At 72.9% G+C, this 18,234-nt stretch carries 14 protein-coding genes; 5 read left to right on the top strand and 9 right to left on the bottom strand.

The window, feature by feature from the left end:
• Positions 1 to 56: 56 nt before the first annotated feature.
• The 6 genes from ACZ7EC_RS09535 to ACZ7EC_RS09560 all read right to left on the bottom strand — a co-directional run bounded on the left by ACZ7EC_RS09535 (position 57) and on the right by ACZ7EC_RS09560 (position 9,820).
• Complete coding sequence (locus ACZ7EC_RS09535; protein ID WP_471059995.1) at positions 57 to 4,160, bottom strand: beta-galactosidase; 4,104 nt, start codon at positions 4,158 to 4,160, stop codon at positions 57 to 59.
• A 396-nt stretch (positions 4,161 to 4,556) separates the two neighbouring features.
• On the bottom strand, positions 4,557 to 5,798 hold the full coding sequence (locus ACZ7EC_RS09540) for a cytochrome P450 (protein ID WP_471059999.1): 1,242 nt from the start codon (positions 5,796 to 5,798) through the stop codon (positions 4,557 to 4,559).
• Between the two features lie 39 nt (positions 5,799 to 5,837).
• On the bottom strand, positions 5,838 to 7,229 hold the full coding sequence (locus ACZ7EC_RS09545) for an NAD(P)/FAD-dependent oxidoreductase (RefSeq protein ID WP_471060002.1): 1,392 nt from the start codon (positions 7,227 to 7,229) through the stop codon (positions 5,838 to 5,840).
• A complete protein-coding gene (locus ACZ7EC_RS09550) occupies positions 7,219 to 7,443 on the bottom strand; it encodes a ferredoxin (RefSeq protein ID WP_471060005.1) in 225 nt (74 codons plus the stop codon). The genes ACZ7EC_RS09545 and ACZ7EC_RS09550 overlap by 11 nt, the downstream gene beginning before the upstream one ends.
• Positions 7,444 to 7,592: 149 nt before the next feature.
• Positions 7,593 to 9,281, bottom strand: coding sequence for a DUF885 domain-containing protein (locus tag ACZ7EC_RS09555; protein WP_471060008.1), 1,689 nt, complete (start codon positions 9,279 to 9,281; stop codon positions 7,593 to 7,595).
• A gap of 53 nt (positions 9,282 to 9,334) precedes the next feature.
• Positions 9,335 to 9,820, bottom strand: a complete 486-nt coding sequence (locus ACZ7EC_RS09560; RefSeq protein ID WP_471060011.1) for an Lrp/AsnC family transcriptional regulator — start codon at positions 9,818 to 9,820, stop codon at positions 9,335 to 9,337.
• A 61-nt stretch (positions 9,821 to 9,881) separates the two neighbouring features.
• Here ACZ7EC_RS09560 and ACZ7EC_RS09565 point away from each other — a divergent pair, with 61 nt between their 5' ends.
• Positions 9,882 to 11,105: a trans-sulfuration enzyme family protein gene (locus ACZ7EC_RS09565; protein ID WP_471060014.1), complete on the top strand. Its 1,224-nt coding sequence runs from the start codon at positions 9,882 to 9,884 to the stop codon at positions 11,103 to 11,105.
• A gap of 158 nt (positions 11,106 to 11,263) precedes the next feature.
• On the opposite strand, the gene ACZ7EC_RS09570 is transcribed toward ACZ7EC_RS09565, so the two are convergent.
• The gene (locus ACZ7EC_RS09570) at positions 11,264 to 12,658 is read right to left on the bottom strand and encodes a GNAT family N-acetyltransferase (RefSeq protein ID WP_471060016.1); all 1,395 of its coding nucleotides are present in this window, start codon (positions 12,656 to 12,658) and stop codon (positions 11,264 to 11,266) included.
• A 392-nt stretch (positions 12,659 to 13,050) separates the two neighbouring features.
• Here ACZ7EC_RS09570 and ACZ7EC_RS09575 point away from each other — a divergent pair, with 392 nt between their 5' ends.
• Positions 13,051 to 13,356: a hypothetical protein gene (locus ACZ7EC_RS09575; RefSeq protein WP_471060019.1), complete on the top strand. Its 306-nt coding sequence runs from the start codon at positions 13,051 to 13,053 to the stop codon at positions 13,354 to 13,356.
• Between the two features lie 182 nt (positions 13,357 to 13,538).
• Here ACZ7EC_RS09575 and ACZ7EC_RS09580 read toward each other — a convergent pair whose 3' ends face one another.
• A complete protein-coding gene (locus ACZ7EC_RS09580; protein WP_471060022.1) occupies positions 13,539 to 14,390 on the bottom strand; it encodes an alpha/beta fold hydrolase in 852 nt (283 codons plus the stop codon).
• A 101-nt stretch (positions 14,391 to 14,491) separates the two neighbouring features.
• Entirely contained in the window at positions 14,492 to 15,145 is a 654-nt protein-coding gene (locus ACZ7EC_RS09585) for an NADPH-dependent F420 reductase (protein WP_471060025.1), read from the bottom strand.
• Between the two features lie 123 nt (positions 15,146 to 15,268).
• Here ACZ7EC_RS09585 and ACZ7EC_RS09590 point away from each other — a divergent pair, with 123 nt between their 5' ends.
• From ACZ7EC_RS09590 to ACZ7EC_RS09600, 3 genes are all read left to right on the top strand, one after another.
• Positions 15,269 to 16,153 (top strand): RNA polymerase sigma-70 factor, encoded by an 885-nt coding sequence (locus ACZ7EC_RS09590; protein WP_471060028.1) that lies wholly within the window; start codon positions 15,269 to 15,271, stop codon positions 16,151 to 16,153.
• Positions 16,154 to 16,393: 240 nt separating this feature from the next.
• On the top strand, positions 16,394 to 17,155 hold the full coding sequence (locus tag ACZ7EC_RS09595; RefSeq protein ID WP_471060031.1) for a GntR family transcriptional regulator: 762 nt from the start codon (positions 16,394 to 16,396) through the stop codon (positions 17,153 to 17,155).
• 153 nt (positions 17,156 to 17,308) lie between these two features.
• Entirely contained in the window at positions 17,309 to 18,229 is a 921-nt protein-coding gene (locus ACZ7EC_RS09600; RefSeq protein ID WP_471060034.1) for an alpha/beta hydrolase, read from the top strand.
• Positions 18,230 to 18,234: the final 5 nt, after the last annotated feature.

Genomic DNA, 18,234 nt, shown 5'->3' on the forward strand with positions numbered 1-18,234 from the left:
CCGATCGCCGCCGGGCCCGGCGGACTCGGCGGCGATCGGTTGGCGCGGTGCGGGGATCAGGCGGCGTCGCAGGTGAGGGTCGGGTTCACCCAGTCCCCGTGATCGTTTCCGTTGCCGTCCCCGCCGTCGCCGACCGACAGGTCGAGGACCTGGCCGCCGGTCACCGGGACATCGATGGCGACCGGGGCCGAGTGGCCGTCGAGGACCGGGGTGGTGGTCAGCACCTTGCCGTCCAGCCCGACGCTGAAGGTGACGGTGCCGGGATCGCCGTTGTCGACGCCGACCTTGGCGGTGAACCTGCTGCACTTCCCGCCGAGATAGACGGCCACGTCACTGGGCGAGTTGGTGCCCAGGCCCTTGGCGTAGACGGTGCCGCCGAGTTTCAGCGGAGTGCCGTCGCCGCTCGCGGTGCCGCCGACGCTCTGATCGCGTTCGACGGGCCCCCAGCCGTTGCTCGCGGACAGGAACTCCAGATCGCTGACCTGCCGGGTACCGGTCGGCGCTCGCGGTACGGCGCCCGGTGTGCGTTCGTCGGACGCCGTGGTGCGGCGGCCGCCCTGCGTCTGCCGGGTGACGACGCGCAGGGCGCTCGTCCTCGGCACGGTCGCCGGGGCGGTGACCTCCCAGCTGAGGGTGGCCGAGGAGCCACCGGGGACGCTGCGCACGCGCGGGGGCGTGGAGGTGCCGCTCGCCTTCCAGCCGTCCGGCAGGTCGAGCCGGGCCGTCACGTCCCGCGCGGTGGGCTTGCCCGCCGGTACGCCGACGGTGGCGGTCGCGGTGAACTTCTGGCCCCCGCCGACCATGCCGGGCACGTGCAGGGCGACCGTCGTCAGCGGAGCCTTCGGCATGGCGTAGCGCTTCTTGTCGTAGCCGGGGCCTTCGTGCTGCGCGACCTTCAGCGAGGAGGCGTAACTGCCGTAGTTCTCCAGGCTGACCTTGCCCAGGCCGCCGGTCGTGCCGTCCAGGTTCCAGACCGCGATGGCGATCTTGTTGCGGCCGTGCGGGTTCAGCACTCCGTTCGGCACGGGGAAACTGTGCTGCGGGCCCAGGTAGTTGACGTAGTTGCCCATGTCCCAGCCGTTGACGTAGATCTCGGCGCGGTATTTCCGGGAGGGGCTGTCGTCGAGCCGCACGCCCACGGAGGTGTCCTGGTCCTTGGGCAGATCCAGGAGGACGTCGGTGGTGTACCAGGAGACGCCCGGAGTGGTGTCGGCGGCGGGCAGGGTGACGGGCTTCCAGCCGCCCGTGGGATAGCCCGGCAGCATGTAGCCGGCCCGCTCTCCGTACAGCCCGCCCGTGGCCAGCGGACCGCGCACCGGGTCGAGCGGGCTCTCCCCGCCGCGCACTCCCTGGAGCCGCCAGGTGAGGCTGTTGAAGGCGGTACCCAGCAGGGTGGCGCTGGTCAGACCTCGGGCGGCCTTGTTGCCGCTGTGCGGGGTGTAGTCCTCCTCGTGGCCCATGTCGACCGTGAGCACCGACACGACGTTGTCCGCGCCGTTCTTCACCACCCCCTCGGGGAAGGTGTACGTCTGCTGGCCGTCCTTGGTGGAACTGCCCAGGAAGACGCCGTCCAGCCAGACCGAGGAGGCCGCCGCGCCCCCGCCGCTCTGCGTGGACAGGGTGATGCCGGTCTCCTTGCCGGTGCCGGTGAAGCGGCCCCGGTACCAGGTGCTTCCGGTGTGGAAGCCGTAGTCGTCGGCGAACAGTACCGGGCCGTTCGGACCCGGAGCGGTGATGCTGTGGGTGGTGGTCTTGTCGGCGACCTGCCAGGTGGAGTCGTCGAATCCGGGCCGCGCCTCGGGCGACTCCTCGGTGTGCTTCCAGTTCGTCAGCGCGGGCAGGGTGACGGGCTTGGCGGTCGGCAGGGTGCCCGCCCGGCTGCCGGTGCCGGTCGGCCGGGTCGCGATCGGGGTGCCGTTCCAGGTGATCGAGGTGGCGTCGCCGAACACCTCGACGGCTCCGTCGTCGCCGGTGTCACCGGTCAGGTCGAGCCGTCCCCCGTGCGTGGCGGCGCCGCGCAGCAGGTGGGTGCCGCGCACCAGCACCGGCCCGCTGGAGGTGTCCTGCCGCCAGAACGTCTTGGCCGTGCCGGTGTCGGCCAGCAGCAGGAGCAGCGGGTGGCCGCCGCCGCTGATCCGGACCCGCGTCAGCCCGGTGTGCCGGTAGTCGAGCCGCAGGTCGCCCGTCGCCGGGTCCCAGACCGATTCCACCGAGCCGCCGGTCGAGGCGACCTCGGGCCGGGTGCGGTAGTTGAGCACCGTCTCGCCGTCGGAGCCCTTGTCACCGTAGAGCACGGCCACTTCGCGGTCGCCGATGCGCGCGTCGGTCATGATCTCGGACGTGGAGTACTGGAGCTTGTTCCCGCCGAGGTCGTAGTCCGCGACGATGGTCTTCGAGGCCCGGCCGTCGAGGGTGAGGGCGGTGCCCGGCTTCTGCGGGACGGTGTAGACGGGGGCGGTGGGCGTGCTGCCGGTGCGGACGTCGATGGCGTCGACGGGCACGAACCCGTTCCCGGCGACGACGATCTTCAGTGTGTGCGGGCCGGAGGTGAGCCCGTTCACCTGGTAGGCGACGTACTGGCTCCGGCTCGTCGGCCCGTACAGGTCGACGGTCTTGACCTTGGCGCCGTCCAGGTAGACGTCGGCCTTGCCGTGGTTGGCGGCGAGGTTGCTGATGAACTTCACGCCGGTTCCGGTGAAGTCGACGCTCGCGCTGTCGCCCGCGGTGTCCGAGAAGGATTCGGTGTGCTGGTAGTCGCCACCGGTGTACGACTGCTCCGCACCGACGTGCGACCAACTGCCCTGGTAGGTGAGCGCGGTGTCGCGGTCGTCGTAGGTGTACCGGGAGCGCGCGCCGAGGTCGAGGGTGAGGTGCGTGGAGTCCTTGTCGTTCGACGTGGAGTCGGAGTGGCGCAGCACATGGAACTGGGTGCCGGTGTCCGGGTTGCCGCGGGCGGTGTCCACGATCTTCGCGTTGTCGGTGGGCGCCGGGGCCAGCGGGTCGGTCTTGGTCAGCGGGGTGAGCGCCTGGGTGAAGTACCCGATCAGCTTGTCCGTAAAGTACTTGGGATCGAGCTCCCGGTTCTCGCGGATGGCCGCCCCGTAGTCGTACGAGGTGTAGTTCTGCGGCATGCCCAGCCAGCCCCAGTTGGTGCCGCCGTAGGTCATGTAGAAGTTCTGCTCGGTCGCGCCGGCCGCGATGTTGTTCTTGTAGAAGACGTCGGCGAACTTGTCGTTGATGAGCTGGGCGCACTTGTCGTAGCCGGGGCCGCCCCACGGGTCGAAGGCGCCGCCCTGGAACTCCGGTGCGATCAGGGGCTTCTTCGGCGGGTGGTCGTAGGAGATGTCGGGCACGCCGCTCCACCGGCTGGGGTCGGAGCAGTTGAAGCCCTGCGGGTAGGAGTCGGCGCCGTCGACGTCCAGGGCGGCGTCCCCGGCGTTGAACGTGCCGTTGTCGTTGCCGACCAGCGGCACGGTGATGCCGTCGGCGGTGGCCTTGTCCTCCAGGTGCTTCATGTAGGTGCGGCCGGCGGCACTGCCGTTGTAGTACTCGTTCTCCACCTGGTACTGGATCACGGACCCGGTGCCGTTGGTGAGTTGGTGCCGGGCGATGATCCGGTCGATCCGGGTCTGCCACTCGTCGGAGTACTTCAGGTAGTCGGGATCGCTGGTACGGGTGCTGCCAGGCTTCGCCGACAGCCAGCCGGGGAAGCCGCCGCCGTCCACCTCGGCGTTGATGTACGGACCGGGCCGGGCGATCACGTAGAGGCCCGACTCGTCGGCCATGTCGAGGAGTTTGTCCACGTCACGGATGCCCGTGAAGTCGTAGACGCCGGGAGCCGGCGAGTGGTAGCCCCAGTCGAAGTAGAGCGAGACGGAGTTGAAGCCGGCCGCCTTCATCTTCTCCAGCACATCCCGCCACAGGTCCTGGCTCGGCAGCCGGAAGTAGTGGAACTCTCCGGACCACAGGTAGGTCCGCTTGCCGTCGATCATGAACGAATAGCCGTCATAGGTGACCGAGTGCGCCGAGCGCGCACCGCTGGCCGCGACGCTCCTGGCCGCCGCGGCCGGCGGTGCCGCGCTCGCGGCGGAACCGGTACCGAGGGCCAGTCCGACCGTCATCACGACGGCGGCGCACACTGCGAGGAATCTCCGGAACATCCCCACCTCCATTGCGGCAACCAGCTTGACCGCAAGCCATGTTGGGGTCTGTTGCCATATGTTTGATCGGGTGGTTTGGCGTCCGGCAGTGTGGCACTCGGCTGTGCGAAGCGCAACGGATCTCACACGGCGGGCGACCATTTCCGGAACCCCGGGCGGTGTTTCCCCCACAACCCGACACGACCGCTCAAGCCCATTGCGAGAGGCCGGCCGACTCGGCGCCGCCAGGTGCGGTCGGCTGCGGGAGGGACGGCACGGAGCCGCGAACTGCTCACCGCGACCGCGCGGTTCGGCCGTGCGCCCGCGCGTGCCCGGCCCGCCCCGGAAAGGGCCGCGGTGAGAGCGCCGGCCTGAAGCGACGGCGCGGCACCGGGGTCGCGGGCCGCGCGCGGGGTTTCAGGCCCGGACGCCGTCGAAGGCGATCCGCAGGTGCCGGGGGCCGCGCAGCACCGCGTTCTCCCGGTAGGGCGGCGGGTCCTGGACCAGGCGGGGGTTGTCCAGGCGCCGGGCCAGCTCGGTCAGGGCGATCTGGGTCTCCAGGCGGGCCAGCGGTGCTCCGAAGCAGATGTGGATGCCGCTGCCGAAGCCGAGGTGCTGGATGTCCTCGCGGTCCGGGTCGAACCGGTCGGGGTCCTCGAACCGCTCCGGGTCCCGGTTGCCCGCGGCCAGCACCAGCCAGATCCGCGACCCCTTGGGGATCGTCACCCCGCGCACCTCGATGTCGGTGATGCAGGTGCGCTGCGGCACCAGCTGCACCGGCGGCTCGTAGCGCAGCAGTTCCTCCACCAGCCGCGGCGCCAGCTCCGGCTCCTGGCGCAGCCGCTCCAGCACGTCCGGGTGGCGCAGCAGCGTGAGCATGCCGTTGGTGATCAGGTTGACGGTCGTCTCGTGACCCGCGATCAGCAGCAGGACGGAGGTGCTGAGGACCTCCATCATCGTCATGGCGCCGTCCGGGCCATGGCTGTTCACCAGGTCGGACAGCAGATCGTCGCGCGGCTCCTTGGCCCGCTCCTCGACCAGGGCGGCCAGATACATGCCGAGCTGCATCCGGGCCTCGCGCGCCGTCCTCGCGAAGTCCTCGTCCGCTTCCTGCCGTGTCCCCGGATCGAGGGTCGCGACCAGCGGATCGACCCAGGCGCGAAAGCGCGGCTCGTCCTCACGGGGCACCCCGAGCAGCCGGCAGATCACCGTCACCGGGAACGGGTACGCGAACTGGTCCACCAGATCGATCTCCCGCGCCTGACCGAAGCCGTCGATCAGACCCGTGACGATCTCCCGCAGCTCGCCCCGCATGCCGTCGATCCGGCGCGGCCGGTGCGGGGGCCCGAAGGCGCTGTTGGCGATCCGCCGCAGCCGGTCGTGCTCCGGCGGGTCCAGGCGCAGGAACGACGGCGGCAGCCCGCCCGTCTCCTCCGACTGGAGCAGGACGTCCTCCCCGGCCGCCGCCAGATTCGCCGCGTCGGAGCTGATCCGCGGATCGTGCAGCAGCGCCTCGATGTCCCAGTAGGAGCTGATGACGTAGGGGCCGCCCTCCTCCTCGTGCAGCACCGGTGTCCCGCGCAGTTCCCGGTACACCGGGTACGGGTCGGCGCGGTTGGCGAAGTCGGTGATCCGGCGCACGATCGAGTCTTGCGTCATGGGGCTTCCTCGGGGCGGTTCCGGCACTCGGGGCGCCGGTCAGTGGCGGGCGGGGTGGAAGACGAGCTGGGTATCGGCCGGCGAGTAGCCGCTCAGGGTCACCATCGGGCCGTGGGTCGGCAGGGACGGGTCGGGGAAGTCGGCCGGCACCGGGCGCCGGTTCTCGGACCGCCGGTCCATCGTCGGGTACTCCACCGGGAACGGCGCGCCCCGCTCGATCGCCCGCTGGTAGAACTCCAGCCACCGCGTGTTGTCGAAGCTCACCGCGGCCACCACCCGGCCCTTGTGGCCGTAGACCCCGACGAACCGGCGCTCCGCCGTCGAACCCTGGGTGATCATCAGCTCCTCGCCCATCGGGGGCACCCCGACCGACTTGATGTTCACCCCGAACTGCGAGGACCAGAACGCCGGCATCCACAGGTGCGGGCGCCGGTCCGCGCCGTCGCAGATCATGTTGTGCGCGGCCGTCTCCGCCTGCGCCACCGCGTTGCCCCAGTGTTCGAGCGAGAGGAACTGGTACTCGAACAGCGCGTGCGGGGAGCGCGCCACATCACCCGCCACGAACACGTCGTCGGTGACGATCCCCCGGAAGTCGAAGGCCCGGCAGCCCGCGTCACAGGCGATGCCGCGCGGCCCCGCGCCGAGCCCCGACCCCTGGAGCCACTCGGTGTTGCGCTGCGAGCCCAGCGAGACCACGACCACGTCCGCCTCGACCACGCTCTCGTCGGACAGATGGACCGCCCGCACCCGTCCGGCCGCGTCGCCCTCCAGCGCCGTCACCGTGACGCGGGTACGCAGATCCACGCCGTGCTCGCGCATCAGATCCGCGGCCACCGCGCCGATCACCCCGCCGAGCGCGCCCACCAGCGGCGCGCCCGCCCGTTCCGCGACCGTCACCGCGATGCCCTGCTCCCGGCACGCGGAGGCGACCTCGCAGCCCGCGAACCCGGCGCCGATCACGAACACCCGGCGCGGCCCGGCGCGCAGCCGCTGGTACAGCCCGGCCGCGTCGTCCCGCGTGCGCAGCAGGAAGACGCCGTCCAGCCGGGCCTCCGACTCCTTCGGCCAGGGCCGGGCGCGCACTCCGGTGGCGATGAGCAGCCGGTCGTACTCCACCTCGTCCCCGTCGGCCAGCCGTACCCGCCCGGCCGTCAGGTCCAGGCCGGTGGCCGCCGTGCCGAGCCGCCACTTGGCGTCGATCTCCCGGCGCCGGGGCAGCCCGGTGCGGTGCGGGTCCGCCCGGCCGAGCAGGACCGCCTTGGACAGCGGCGGGCGGTCGTACGGCTCGTACGGCTCGTCGCCGATCAGCGTCAGCTCCCCGGCGAAGCCCTCCGCGCGCAGCGTCTCGGCCGCCCGCAGCCCCGCCAGCGAGGCGCCCACGATCGCGATCCGGCCCTCGCGGCGGAGCCGTTCCATGTGGTCAGCGGCCATCGTCGGCGCTCCGCGAAGCGCCGGCCACCCCGTCGGCCGTGATCGCCTGCACCGGGCAGGCGGCCACGGCCCGCGCCAGCCGCTCGCGCTGCTCGTGGTCGGGCTGCGGGTCGTAGACCAGCGACTCCTCGCCGTGCATGGCGAAGACGTCCGGCGCGAGGAACGCGCACTGCGCGTACCCCTGACACTTGTTGAGATCGACGACGAGCCTCATCGACGCCCTTCCGGTGGCCAGGGTCCGCGGCGCGCCCACGCGGCTGGCGCGTGCGGCGGCCCGGACGGCGGTCGTCCCCCCGTTCGCCAGCATGGGAGCGAAGCCGGGTGACCCGCGCGCCGGGCACGCCGATCGAGTGAGCCGGTGCCTCAGAGCGCGGCCAGCTCGTCCACCAGGTCGTCCAGGCCCAGCGAACCCTGGGAGAGGGCCGCCATGTGCCAGGACTTCAGGTCGAACGACGCGCCGTGCCGCTTGCCGGCCCGCTCCCGGCCCAGCAGCCAGGCACGCTCGCCGAGCTTGTAGCCGATGGCCTGGCCGGGGATGGTCAGGTAGCGGGTCAGCTCGCTCTCCACGAAGTCCGCCGGGCGGCTGCTGTGCGCCCCGAAGAACTCCTGCGCCAGCTCCGGCGTCCAGCGCTCGCCGGGGTGGAACGGCGAGTCCGCCGGGATCTCCAGCTCCAGGTGCATGCCGATGTCCACGATCACCCGCGCCGCCCGCATCATCTGCGCGTCCAGGTAGCCGAGCCGCTCCTCCGCGTCGCCGAGGTAGCCCAGCTCGTCCATCAGCCGCTCCGCGTACAGCGCCCAGCCCTCGGCGTTGGCGCTGACGATGCCCACCGTCGCCTGGTAGCGGGAGAGGTCCTCGGCCACGTGCGCCCACTGCGCGAGCTGGAGGTGGTGGCCGGGCACGCCCTCGTGGTACCAGGTGGACACCAGGTCGTAGACCGGGAAGCGGTCCAGGCCCATCGTGGGCAGCCAGGTGCGGCCGGGCCGGGAGAAGTCCTCCGAGGGGCCCGTGTAGTACGGGGCCGCCGCGCCGCCGGGCGGGGCGAGGCGCGACTCCACCCGCCGTACCCGCTCGGCCAGTTCGAAGTGCGTGCCGTCCAGGTCCGCGATCGCCCGGTCCATCAGGCCCTGGAGCCAGCCCTGTACCTCGTCCACGCCGATGTGCCGGCCGTGCTCGTCCAGGTGCGCCAGCGCCACCCAGGGGGTCTCGGCGCCGGGCAGGATCTTCTCCGCCTCGCGCCTCATCTCGCCGAGGATGCGGTGGAACTCGGACCAGCCGTACGCGTACGCCTCGTCCAGGTCCAGGTCGGTGCCGTTGAAGTACCGCGCCATGCGCGCGTACCGCTCCCGGCCCACCACGTTCGGGGCGCCCTCGATGGCCGGCGCGTACACCTCGCGCAGCCAGTCGCGCAGTCCTGCCAGGGCGGCGGTGGCGGTGCGGGCCGCCTCGTCCAGCTCGGTGCGCAGCGCGTCGGGGCCGGCGGCGGCGAACTCCTCGTACCAGCCGCGGCCCTTGCCGTCCGTGTCGATCCACTCGCCGAGCTGCCCGATGAAGGTCTCGGTGGGCCGCGGCGCCGCGAACAGGTGGCGGTCCAGGCCGAGTCGGAGCGACTCGCGGTAGCCGGCGAGCGCCCCGGGCACCGCGCGCAGCCGCTCGGCGATCGCCGCCCAGTCCTCCTCGGTCTCCGCCGGCATCACCGTGAAGATGTCCCGCACCGAGTGGCCGGGGGTGTGCATGTTGCCGACGGCGCGCAGGTGCTCCTGCGCCTCGTGCACGGCGAGCTCGGCGGTCAGCCGCTCCCGCAGCAGCCGTCCGCAGCGCCGCTCCACGTCGCTGTCGGCGCCGGGCCGGCGCTCCGCCTCGTCCAGCCTGGCGAGGGTGGTCCGGGCCAGCTCCGCGAGCGCCTCCTGGCCCGCGGGCGAGTAGTCGGGCAGCGTGCGCGAACTCTCCGGCACACCGAGGTAGGTGCCGGTCACCGGGTCGAGGGCGATCAGGTCGTCCACGTACGCGTCGGCGACCTGGCGGGGCAGCGGGCTGTTGATCTCAGACATGCCGCCCATCCTCGTACTTCAGGGATCCCCGCGTCACCAGCGTCGGCCGGGATTCAGCTGTCGGCGTGGCCGGGCGGCAGCAGCGGCCCGCACTCCCACTGCTGGAAGATCAACCGGGTCTCCACGCGGGCGACTTCACGGTGCGCCGTGAACTCGTCCAGGACCAGCCGCTGGAGATCGGCCATGTCCGCGACGGCCACATGCACCAGGTAGTCGTCGGGGCCGGTCAGATGGAAGACCGAGCGGGCCTCCGGCAGCGCGCGCACCCGCTCCACGAACGGCCCCACCAGCTCCCTGCGGTGCGGCCTGACCTGCACCGAGAGCAGCGCCTGCAATCCGCGGCCGAGCTTGGCCGGATCCAGCCGCAGCCGATTGCCGAGGATCACGCCGCAGCGGCGCAGCCGGGTCACCCGGTCCAGACAGGTCGAGGGCGCCACCCCGACCCGGGCGGCGAGATCGCGGTAGGTGATCCGGGCGTCGTTCTGCAACAGCCGCAGCAGTTCGAGATCCACCGGATCCAGTACGACGGAATCGGCCATCGGCCGAACGTAGCACGGACTTCAGCCCCTGTAACCCGTTCGATGTTCACCCTTTTTCGTCATGGACACAGCGACGATGGGTGCCTACGACGACGTACGCCCCGCACCGAGAGCCCTCGCCACCGAGGCCGTGCACGCCGGCCGCGACGATCTCGCCCGCCAGGGGCTGCACGCCCCGCCGATCGATCTGTCCACGACCTACCCCTCCTACGACAGCCGGGGCGAGGCCGCGCGCATCGACGCCTTCGCCACCGACGGCGCCGACCCGGTGGGCCCCCCGGTCTACGGCCGGCTCGGCAATCCGACCGTCGCCCGCTTCGAGACCGCGCTGGCCCGGCTGGAGGGCACCGAGTCCGCGGTCGCGTTCGCCAGCGGCATGGCGGCCCTCAGCGCGGTGCTGCTGGCCCGCTCGGCGACGGGCCTGCGTCATGTCGTCGCGGTGCGGCCGCTCTACGGTTGCAGCGACCACCTCCTCACCGCCGGGCTGCTCGGCACCGAGGTGACCTGGACCGACCCGGCCGGCATCACCGACGCGCTGCGTCCGGACACCGGCCTGGTGATGGTCGAGTCCCCGGCCAACCCGACCCTCGCCGAGCTGGATCTGCGGGCCGTCGCGCACGCGTGCGGTGCGGTGCCGCTGCTGGTCGACAACACCTTCGCCACGCCGGTGCTCCAGCGCCCGGCCGAGCAGGGCGCGCGGCTGGTGCTGCACAGCGCGACGAAGTACCTCGGCGGGCACGGGGACGTGCTGGCCGGGGTCGTGGCCTGCGACGAGGAACTGGCCGGCCGGCTGCGCCAGATCCGGTTCGCCACCGGCGGCGTCCTGCACCCGCTGGCCGGCTACCTCCTGCTGCGCGGCCTGTCCACCCTGCCGGTCCGGGTCCGGGCGGCGTCCGCGAGCGCCGCGGAGCTGGTCCGCCGCCTCGCCGCGGACCCGCGGGTGTCCCGCGTGCACTATCCGCGCATCGGCGGCGCGATGATCGCCTTCGAGGTGGAGGGCGATCCGCACGAGCTGATCTCCCGCGTACGGCTGGTCACCCCGGCGGTGAGCCTGGGCAGCGTGGACAGCCTGATCCAGCATCCCGCCTCCATCAGCCACCGCATCGTGGACGCGGACGACCGCCGGGGCGCCGGGGTCGGCGAGAAGCTGCTGCGGCTGTCGGTGGGGCTGGAGGACGTGGAGGACCTCTGGGCCGACCTGGACCAGGCGCTGGGCATACCGGCCAGGGTGCGGGTGCGGGTGCGGACGGGGGAGGGGGTGCGGACGGCGGAGGCGGTCGGCTGACGCACCGGCGAGCGGCAGCGCCTCTCCCGGTGCCTCGGGGGGACCGGGAGAGGCGCACTCACCGGGCCCCACCGGGCCCGACCAGGCCCCGGCGGACTCCACCGGAACCCCGCGAGTCCCGGAATCCACCCGGTCGCACCGGCGGGATCCCGCCGGCGTCAGTCCCTGCGCGCCCTGTCGTACGTCGGCCGGAGCGGTGAGGACTCCGTCGCGAGGCGCGCCGTGATCACCAGCGTGCCCTCCTCCACCTGGTAGTCCAGCGGCAGCCCGAGCCCCCGCATCGCCGCGACCATCCCGGTGTTGGAAGCCTGCGTCACCGCGTACACGCTGTCGCAGCGGGCCTGGCGGGCCATCCCCACCAGCCGTCGCAGCAGCTCCGCGCCGACGCCCCGCCGCTGCCAGTCGTCCTCGATCAGCAGCGCCACCTCCGTCTCGTCGCCGTCCCACAGCAGATGCCCGAGCCCGACGATCCGCCCGGTGGACGTCTGTGCGGCGAGCGTCCGCCCGAAGCGGGGGCTGAGGAGGTGGTTGAGGTAGCGGTCGGCGTCGCCGACGGGCCCGTGGTAGCGCAGCGACAGCGTGCGGTCCGAGCACCGCTCGTGCATCGCCCTCGCCGCCGCCAGGTCACCGGTGTCGATCCGCCGTACGGCGATGTCGTCGCCCTCGGGCAGCGTCAGCACGTCCTGCCCGTCCGGGAGCCGCGGACCCAGCCGCGCGTCCAGCTCCACCAGCGCCCGTGCCCGCGCGAACTCGGTGGGAGTGAAAGGGAGATACGGCCGTTCCACGGTGAGTACACCGCCCTGCGGCGCCCGCAGTCGCATGACCGTGTCCTCCAACACGCCCTCCACCGGTACCGGTTCCTGGCCGCCGCCCCGGCCGGGAACCGAACGGATCGTGCACCGGCCCAGCAACTGCCGCAGTGCCAAGGGGAGTTCCGCCGAGTCCAGCGCCGTACGGGTGGCCAGGCCCAGCACCCGCGTCGGGGCGTCGACCAGATCGTGGGCGTCGGCCCGCTCGATGTACGTGGAACTGCCCCCGGCCGCCGCCACCGCCCGCGTCAGCTCGGCCGCGCCCAGCGTGCCGGGCGCCCGCAGCAGGAACTCGTCCACCGTGCCCTCGGCCAGCGGGTGCGTCTGGAGGCTCAGGATGTCCACCCGGTGTTCCGCCAGCGCCGTGCACAGCGCGGCCAGCGAGCCGGGTTCGTCCCTGACCGTCGTCCGCATCCGCCACAGCGTGCTGGGCCCGCTCGCCCCGTCGGCGCGGCCGCCCGGCCCGGCCGGCCGCGCGACGGCGGCCGGCCGGGCACCGGTATCACCGGCCGGCGACGGGGGCGCATGGCCGTGCCGCCGCGCCCACCAGGTGTGGAAGCCCGCCGTCGCGGCCAGCGCGAGCGCCGAGATCATCAGCAGGGCCGGTCCGTCGGGGCCGTGCCCGATCAGGTTCGCCACCCCGTCGGCCACGGCGACGGCGGTGAAGACGGCGGCCAGCTCCACCAGGTCCCGTCGCCAGTGGTGCACGGGCCGACCGTGCCGGGCGCGGGTCACATCAGACATATCCGGAGTCATACAAGCACTGTGAAGGAAGCGTGTTGCCTGATCACGAACTGTTTGTGACCGACAGGTAAAGCATGCTCCGCCCTATATGTTCCACCTTCTACGACCACGCGTGGCCGGCTCCTCGCCCCGGACGCCCGGAACAGGGCAAAGCCCGCCCCGCACGCACGAGTTGAGGCAGCCGCGCGCCGGGGGATGACGCCGACGCGCGACATGGATCGAAGCGTACGGGAACCCGCAGCCGTACCGTCTGCTCGCCGCCCGATCCACGCGACGGTGAAGCGCTGTGCGCCGATCGGGTGAACCAGGCGGGAACGGACGGAGCGGGGCGGCGCCCGCGCGATAGCTCTGAAGCGAGCCCGCGTCCGGAGCGGGAGCGTCAACGGTGAAGGATGATCGTGCGAGTAAAGGCAGTTCTGGTTTCCCTGGCCGCGGCCTGTTCGGTGCTGGGGCTCGCGGGCTCCGCGCAGGCCGCGTCGGGCGATGTCGTCGTCTTCTCCACCGAGGTCCAGCCCCTGGACGTCTACCACGACCCGGTGGGCTGCCACCGGCTGCCCGCGCTCGCCCACGTCCTGTCGAACCTCTCGGACCAGCCGGTGCGGATCTACGGCAACCCCTTCTGCGTCGGCCCCTCACTGGCCGTGCAGCCCGGCTTCGGAACGCATGTGCCGGGCGGCGCGGGGTCGTTCTCGGCCTAGGGCCCTTCTTCCGGATCTTGCCGGGGTCGCGGGGCCTGGTACGCACATCTGCGGCGTTGTCGTCGGTCGTCGACGCTCCGCGTCGACTCCCTCCTCCGCCTTGCATCTGCACGCACCAGCCCCCGCTCGGCTCGGCCGTAAGGCACCGCCAACCCGAGCCGACCTGATCCGGAAGAAAGGCCCTAGCACTCCTCCGGTGACCCGCCCCTGCTGCCGTCCAGGATCACCCGTGCCACCAGTGCCGGATCGTCGTTCATCGGGCAGTGCCCGCAGCCGGGGAGGCGGATCAGGCGGGCGTGCGGGATGGTCTGCTTGGCGCGGATGCCCTGGCGGCGCAGGAGGATGCGGTCCCGGCTGCCCCAGGCGACCGTGACCGGCAGGCCGGGCAGCGGGTCGGTGAAGCGGACGGTGCCGCCGGACCGCAGGGTCGCGGTGAAGCCCGTGGCCGCCACCAGCGCACGGGTCTCGGCGACCACGGCCGCGGGGTCGCGGCGGGCGGGCCGGGCGTAGATCGTGCTCGTCAGCGCCGTGCGGCCCGCCGCGCTGCGGCTGAGCTGTTCCACCAGGGGCACCGGCAGCCGCTGGGCGATCCCCCGCATCGCGAGCAGTGTCGCGAAGGCGTACCGCCGCTCGGCCTCGGTCCAGAACCCGGCGGGGGAGAAGGCCGTGACGGACCGTACGAGCTTCTCGCGGCCCAGCTCCAGTGCGAGCAGGCCGCCCAGCGAGTTGCCCGCGACGTGCGGGCGGTCCAGGCCCAGTGCCTCGAACAGGGCGCCCAGCACGGCGTTGGTCGTGGGCAGGTCGTAGGCGAGGGCGGGCGGCAGTGCCGGGGACGCGCCGAAGCCCGGCAGATCGATGGCGATCAGCTCGCGCTCGGTGGCGAGGATGTCCACCACCGGGTCCCATGCCTGCCGGTGGTGCCCGATGCCGTGCAGCAGGACCAGCGGCTCGCCGCGCCCCACGCGCGCGTAGGAGACGGCCACCTCTTCGGGGCCGCGCGGGGTCGATACGGTGAAGGAGGCGGTGGCGGACATGGATGCTCCTCGGCTCGACTGCTGACAGACGCCGTAGACAGCTTGTCAGCAATTACTACCGACGGGTAGCCCCAGGGGTGCCGGCCGGGTCCGAACCCGCGTCAACCCGCCCGCCGCACCTCGATGTTGATGTCCGTCTGCCCGAACGCCCTTGACATGCGCAGCCACAGCGGCAGATACATCTCCGTCGCCCGCGCCGCCGTGATACCTCCCAGATCCAGCACCCGCTCGGCCGGCCACCCGAAGTCGCCCAGCCACGCCGTCACCCGCTCCTTCGCCGCCGCGTCCTCCCCGCACACGAACAGATGGTGCTCGCCCGGCACCCGCGCCGGATCGACCATCACCGTGACGTCGACGGTGTTCAGCGTCTTGACCACCCGCGCTCCGGGAAACGCCCGCTGGATCCGCTCGCCCATGCTGTCCGACCCCACCGGGTCGAGCCGCGGCAGCCCGTCCTCGAAGGACAGCGGGTTGCACACGTCCACCAGGACCTTGCCGTCCAGGTGCGCGGCGCCCGCAGCCCGCAGCGCGTCCAGCGCAACCCGCCCGCTCACCGCGTTGATCACCGCCTCGCCCGCCTCCGCGGCCTGCGCGAACGTCCCCGCGTGCGCCCGACCGGCCGCCGCCGTCGCCCACTCCCGCGCCACCGGGTTGTCCGCGGTGCGCGACCCCAGCGTCACCTCGTGTCCCAGCTCCACCAGCCGCCCCGCCAGCGCCCGGCCCACCTCGCCCGTGCCCAGCACCCCGTACCGCATCGCACACCTCCGGCTCCCGGCCGCCGGCACCCGGCGCCCCGCGCGGTCATTGTGGTCCGGCACGCCCACGCGCGGCCTGATTCCGAGTGGACAGCGCCGGGGCGTGTCGGATGGGATGAGGGCATGACCGCCGACCCCGCGACCGACGTCTTCGAGGAGCACCGGAGCCTGCTCACCGGCGTCGCCTACCGCATGCTCGGCCGTGTCGCCGATGCCGAGGACGTGGTCCAGGACGCCTGGCTGCGCTGGTACCGCGCCGACCGCACGGAGGTCCGCGAACCCCGCGCCTATCTGGTGCGGATCACCACCCGGCTGGCCATCGACCGGCTGCGCCAGGCGCAGTCGCGCGCCGAGTCGTACGTCGGACCGTGGCTGCCCGAGCCGTACCTCACCGAGTACGGCGACACCGCACCCGACGCCGCCGACCGGGCCGTCCTCGCCGACACCGTCTCGATGGCCGTGCTGGTCGTCCTGGAATCGCTCTCGCCCCTGGAACGCGCCGTGTTCGTGCTGCGCGAGGCGTTCGGCTTCCCGTTCGCCGAGATCGCCGCCCTGCTCGACCGCGGCGAACCGGCGGTACGGCAACTCGCGGCACGCGCCCGCCGGCATGTGCAGGAGCGGCGGCCGCGCTACGACGCCGATCCGGGCCGGCGCCGCGAGTTGACGGAGCGTTTCCTGGTCGCCGCGTCCGGAGGCGACCTGGACGGGCTGATGTCGGTGCTCGCCCCGGACGTGCGGCTGGTCTCCGACGGCGGGGGCAAGGTCAGGGCGGCCCTGCGGATCCTGCACAGCGCGGACAAGGTGGCCCGCTTCGTGGCCGCCGTCGCCCCCGCCGTGGGTCCCGACCCCACCCCGCGGCTGCTGGAGGTCAACGGCGGTCCCGCCGTCCTGGTCCTGTCCGGCGGCAAACCCGACAGCCTCTTCCAACTCGACGTCACGGAGGGCCGCGTGACCTCGGTCTACATCCAGCGCAACCCCGACAAGCTGCGCCACCTGGCCGGCCAATGAACCGCCTGCGGACCCGAGCCCCCGTCCCGCGACGGGGGCTTTGCCGTGATGTCACCCGGACCACCGCGTACGAACGCCTCGTGAACGCTGCGCTGCGGCCCTCCCCGGCGTTCGTCCGGGGAACGAGGATTGGTCTTGACCAAGGGTGTCGGCCGTCCTATGGTCGGCAGAGAAGTGCAACAACCTTTAATAAACAAGGGCGCTAAAAACCGCCGCACCACGGCTCTTGCGGAGGACAGGGTGGGGACCACGCAGCTGGATTCGGTGCAGGAACCGAAGTACTGGCATCTCAGGACCGTGCTCAGCGAGGCGCTCGACTCCGAGTTCTCGGTCGGCGAGATCCTGCCCAACGAGCGCGATCTGGCCGCCCGCTTCGGCGTGGCCCGCGCCACGCTCCGCCAGGCCCTCGAACAGCTGGAGCTGGAGGGCCGGTTGCAGCGCCGCCGGGGCGTCGGCACCACCGTCGCGCCGCCGCGCGTGGGCGTGGCCGTCGGCGGCGAACAGCACTCCTGGCCCGGCGTCGCCGGGGACGCCTGGCAGGCCGTCGACTGCGTCCAGGAGATTCCGCCCGCGATGGTCGCCGCCGCGCTGGAGACCGGCGCGGACGAGCCCGTGCACACCGTGCGCCGCTCCCGGATGTCGGGCGGCCAGCTGGTCGCCACCGAACTCCTGTACATCCCGGCCGCGTCGGTGCCCGGCCTCACCGCGATCGACGCGCCCTCCGGCGCGGCCCGCGCGCGTGCGGTGCTGCGGGAGCTGCACCACCTGGACCTGGAGGGCCAGGACCGGGCCGTCGAGCTGGGCTCGGCCCGCGCGGACGACGCCCGTGAACTGGACCGGCTCCCCGGCTCGCCCGTCCTCGTCGTCACCACCCGCTTCACCGCCCTGAGCCGCACCGCCGCCCTCTCCGTGGCGACCTACCGCGCCGACACCTGCCGGCTGACCTTCGGCGACAGCGCGGGCGTGGAAATCCACCACGACCCGGCCCAGCGGGCCTCCTGATCCGTCCGGACCGCTCCTCGCAGCGTGCGCGCGCCCCTGATCCACCAGGGTGGGCCGGCCGGTGCCGGGGGAGCCGCGACCGGCACCATGTCGCCGGCCGCGTGCCGCTCCTATGATTCCGGCGACCACGCACCGCGAGGAGGCCGTTCCGTCATGAGCCGTATCCCGCCCGTAGCACAGATACCGGCGTACGAGGAGCTGCGCGTCCCCGTGCGCGGCGGTGAGCTGGCCGTACTGCGCTGGCCCGCCGCCGACCCCGGCGCCCCCGTGGTGCTGGCCCTGCACGGCATCACCGCCAACGGCCTGTCCTGGGCACGGGTCGCCCACCACCTGGCCGGGCGCGTCACCCTGCTCGCCCCGGACCTGCGCGGCCGGGCCCACAGCCGCGGCCTGCCGGGCCCGTACGGCATCGCCGCGCACGCCGACGACATGGCAGCCGTGGCCGCGCGGCTGGCCCCCGGCCCCGTGGTGCTCACCGGCCACTCCATGGGCGCCTTCACCGCCGCGCTGACCGCCGTACGCCACCCCGCCCTGCCCTGCGCCCTGCTGCTCGTCGACGGCGGCGTGACCTTCCCCCTGCCGGCCGAGCCGGACCCCGACGAACTGATCGCCGCCGTCCTCGGCCCCGCCATGGCCCGGCTGTCGATGACGTTCGAGAGCCGGGACGCCTACCGGGCGTTCTGGCAGCGGCATCCGGGCTTCGCCGCCGCCTGGTCGCCCTGGGTGGACGCCTACACCCAGCGCGATCTCGTCGGCGCGGAGCCCGAGTTGCGCTCGTCCTGCGCGATCGAGGCGGTCCGCGTCGACGGCATCGACCAGCTCGGCGGCGAGGTGGCCGACGCGATCCACCGGCTGCCGCTGCCCGCACGGCTGCTCTGGGCGGAACGCGGCCTGATGGACGAGCCGCAGGGCCTGTACGACGACGACCGCCTCGCCGCCGCCGGACTCGATCCCGGACGGGTCCAGGCCCGGCGCGTCCCCGGCACCAACCACTACACGATCCTCGTCGGCGACACGGGCGCCCGGATCGTCGCGGACGAGCTGCTGGCGGCGGCGGGCGTCGCGGTGCCGTAGCGGGA

The organism is Streptomyces sp. NPDC037203 (assembly GCF_055605065.1).